Genomic DNA, 3409 nt, shown 5'->3' on the forward strand with positions numbered 1-3409 from the left:
GTCATGGCGGTGTTGAAGCAAACTTCGCCCACCGCCTCGCCCTCAGTGCCAATGCCCTGGCCCTCGATCACCGTGCCGTCAGCCAGCACCAGAAGGGCAGTGGTGCGGGGGGCGTCCCAGGCACCGATGGCCGGGCGCGCAGGGGTCTTGGCCTTGGCAGGCTTCTTGACGGTCGGCATGGCGGACTCCAGGGAATTTGCGGCTGGTTAAGGGAAGGGGCGGGGGCCGTCAAGGTTGCAGCACGCGCGGTGAGCGCCTAGATGGGGCTACGATTGAGTTTTCCCAAGAGGAGCGAGCACATGGCCCTGCGCGATGAGATTTCGGCGGCGGTGAAAGAGGCGATGAAATCCGGCGACAAGAAGCGGCTTGGCACGCTGCGGCTGATGCAGGCCGCCATCAAGGACAAGGACATCAACGCCCGCACCGATGGCCATGATTCGGCGCTGACCCCGGATGCCGGCCTCCAGGAGCTGTTCGCCAAGATGGTGAAGCAGCGTCAGGATTCGGTTGCCGCCTATGAGCAGGGCGGGCGGCCCGAGCTGGCGCAGAGCGAGAAGGATGAGATCGCGGTGATCCAGTCCTTCATGCCGAAGCAGCTGAGCGAGGATGAAGCGAAGGCCGCGGTCGCCCTGGTGATCGGGGCGGTGGGCGCCACCAGCGTCAAGGACATGGGCAAGGTGATGGCCGAGCTGAAGCTGCGTTATGCGGGCCAGCTAGATATGGCCAGGGCCGGCGGCATCGTGAAGTCGCTGCTGGGCTAGGCCGCCCGGCAATCATCACGCGCCACCGGCCCAGCCGGACGGTCAGACGATCCTGGTCGTCACCTTGATGTTGCCTTTGGTGGCGTGGGAGTAGGGGCACACCACATGGGCCTTGGTGGTGATGTCCTCCGCCTGCGCCTTGCTGAGGCCGGGGAGCTTCACGTCCAGCGCCACCTCGAGGCCGAAACCGCCGCCATCCTCACGGGGGCCGACGCCCACATGCGCGGTCACCGCGGCGTCCGGCGCAATCGTCACCTTCTCCTGGCCCGCCACGAACTTGATGGCGCCCAGATAGCAGGCTGAATAGCCGATCGCGAAAAGCTGTTCAGGGTTCACGCCCTTGCCGTCGCCGCCCATTTCCTTGGGCAGCGACAGGGCGAGGTCCAGCTTTCCGTCATCGGTCTTGCCGTGGCCGTCGCGGCCGCCGGTCGATGTGGCGTGGGCGGTGTAGAGAATGGGCATTGCAGGTCTCCTTCAATGATACCAGGTTATGTTCCACCGACCAGTTTGGAGGCAAGCCGCCGCCGGATCAAGCCGTGATCGCCGCCATGACATTGCCAGCCGCTGCTGCTATCAACCGGTCATGCGCTTTCCGCCGTCCTTCCTGGAAGACATCCGCAACCGGGTGACCATCTCCTCCGTGGTCGGCCGCAAGGTGGCCTGGGACCGCCGCAAGTCCAATCCCGGCAAGGGCGACTTTTGGGGGTGCTGCCCGTTCCATGGCGAGAAGACGCCGTCCTTCCACGTTGAGGATCGCAAGGGCCGCTATTATTGCTTCGGCTGCAAGGCGTCCGGCGACATCTTCACCTTCCTGGTCGAGAAGGAGGGCCTGGCCTTTCCGGAAGCGGTGGAGCGCCTGGCGGCCGAGGCCGGGTTGCCCATGCCGCAGCTCAGTGAGGCTGACGTCGAGCGCGAGGAAAAGCGCACAAGCCTTTATGATATTATGGAATTAGCCGCAAAATTCTTCGAGGCTGAGTTGCAGGCGGCGCGCGGCAGCCGGGCCCGCGGCTATCTCGCCGACCGGCAGCTTTCCCCCGCCATCCAGAAGGAGTTCCGGCTGGGCTATGCGCCGGATGACCGGTCGGCGCTGCGCAGCCATCTGGCCGACAAGGGCGTGGACGTGGCGCAGATGGCGGAGGCGGGGCTGGTCGTGTCAGGCGAGGATATCCCGGTCGCCTATGACCGCTTCCGCGACCGGGTGATGTTCCCCATCCGCGACCCCAGAGGCCGGGTGATCGCTTTCGGCGGCCGGGCCATGTCCAAGGACGTTCCCGCCAAATATCTGAACTCGCCCGAGACCCCGCTCTTCCACAAAGGCGGCGTGCTCTACAACCTGGATAAGGCGCGGGCCGCCGCCCATGAGCGCGGCCAGATCATCGCGGTGGAGGGCTATGTCGATGTCATCGCCATGCACCGCGCCGGTTTGCCGCAGGCGGTAGCCCCGCTCGGTACGGCGCTGACCGAAGACCAGCTCGCGATGCTGTGGAAACAGGCGCCAGAACCGATCCTGTGCTTCGATGGCGACCAGGCCGGGATCAAGGCCGCCTACCGGGCGCTCGACCTGGCGTTGCCGTTGCTTGAGCCCGGCCACTCGCTGCGTTTCGCGCTGCTGCCCGAGGGACAGGACCCGGACGATCTGCTGAAGGCCCAGGGTGCCGAGGCCGTGCGCGCGGTGATCTCCGCAGCCCAGCCGCTCTCGGAGATGCTTTGGCAGCGGGCCCTGAGCCAGAACGACCGCGCCACGCCTGAGCGCCGCGCCCAGTTCGAACGGGAATTACGTATTGTTATCAATACGATAAATGACGATACGGTGAAAAGACATTATCTCGCGGAATTTGCCGGGCGGACCCGCGCCCTGTTTCAGCCAGCGCTCAGCCAGCGGCGGGTTGGGCCCCGCCGCATGGCGCCGGGCGTTGCCGGACGGCCCGGCGCCAAGCCCTACGGCAAGCCTTGGGACGTGCCGCAGCCGCCAACCGCGCAGCTGAAGCAGCTGGCTGGACAGCGCAGTTTCCAGACCGGGGCGGAGCGGCGGGAGCGTATGATCATGCTCACCCTCGTCAACCATCCCGACCTGCTGCATGAGGTTTTGGACGAATTCGCCAGCCTGGAAATCACCGTGCCGGAGCTGAATGCCCTCCGTAGCCTGATGATTGACCACGCGGCGCTGGAAACCGGGCTTGACGCAGGCGCGCTGCGAGACCATTTGGTTGAGCAGGGATCGGGCCCGCTGTTGCAGAGGCTTGAAACCCAGGCGAAACGGCTGAACGAATGGTTCCTTGGGAGCGGGGCTGCGCAAGATGACGCCCGCACAGGCCTCCGTCAGATGATCGCCCTGCATCGCAAAACCGTGACCCTGGAGCGGGAGCTCAAGGCGGCGGAAGCCACCTTTGCTGCCGAGCCGACAGAGGAAAACCTGACCGCGCTCAAGGCGGTGCGTGAGCAGTTGTCGTCCCAGGCGGGGGCGGAGGCCCGGATTGCGGGTTTCGGCGCCGCCTCGGGCCGCGAGGCTGACGCGATCACCTGAGAGCCGGAAACGGGGTTTTGACCCCGAATCACAACGCTGCTATGGCGGTTTCCCCGCCGATCAAGAGCAAGGATTTGTTCATGGCCCGAGCCCAAGTGCGCGCCCCCGCCCCGGACGACCAGGA

General features: G+C 65.7%; 4 protein-coding genes. 2 read left to right on the forward strand and 2 right to left on the reverse strand.

The annotated features are described in order from the left end of the window. Positions 1–179, reverse strand: a 179-nt coding sequence (locus tag ACKOED_RS06780; RefSeq protein WP_408915827.1) for a carbamoyl-phosphate synthase domain-containing protein, incomplete at its 3' end; no start/stop codon positions are given. Between the two features lie 120 nt (positions 180–299). On the opposite strand from ACKOED_RS06780, the gene ACKOED_RS06785 reads away from it, so the two are divergent. Continuing rightward, positions 300–761, forward strand: a complete 462-nt coding sequence (locus ACKOED_RS06785; protein ID WP_408915824.1) for a GatB/YqeY domain-containing protein — start codon at positions 300–302, stop codon at positions 759–761. Between the two features lie 42 nt (positions 762–803). On the opposite strand, the gene ACKOED_RS06790 is transcribed toward ACKOED_RS06785, so the two are convergent. Then, entirely contained in the window at positions 804–1223 is a 420-nt protein-coding gene (locus ACKOED_RS06790) for an organic hydroperoxide resistance protein (protein WP_408915825.1), read from the reverse strand. 121 nt (positions 1224–1344) lie between these two features. On the opposite strand from ACKOED_RS06790, the gene dnaG reads away from it, so the two are divergent. Further along, positions 1345–3285: a DNA primase gene (gene dnaG / locus ACKOED_RS06795; protein WP_408915826.1), complete on the forward strand. Its 1941-nt coding sequence runs from the start codon at positions 1345–1347 to the stop codon at positions 3283–3285. The last annotated feature ends 124 nt before the right edge of the window (positions 3286–3409 follow it).

Source organism: Aestuariivirga sp. (genome assembly GCF_046093005.1).
Lineage (GTDB): Bacteria > Pseudomonadota > Alphaproteobacteria > Rhizobiales > Aestuariivirgaceae > Aestuariivirga.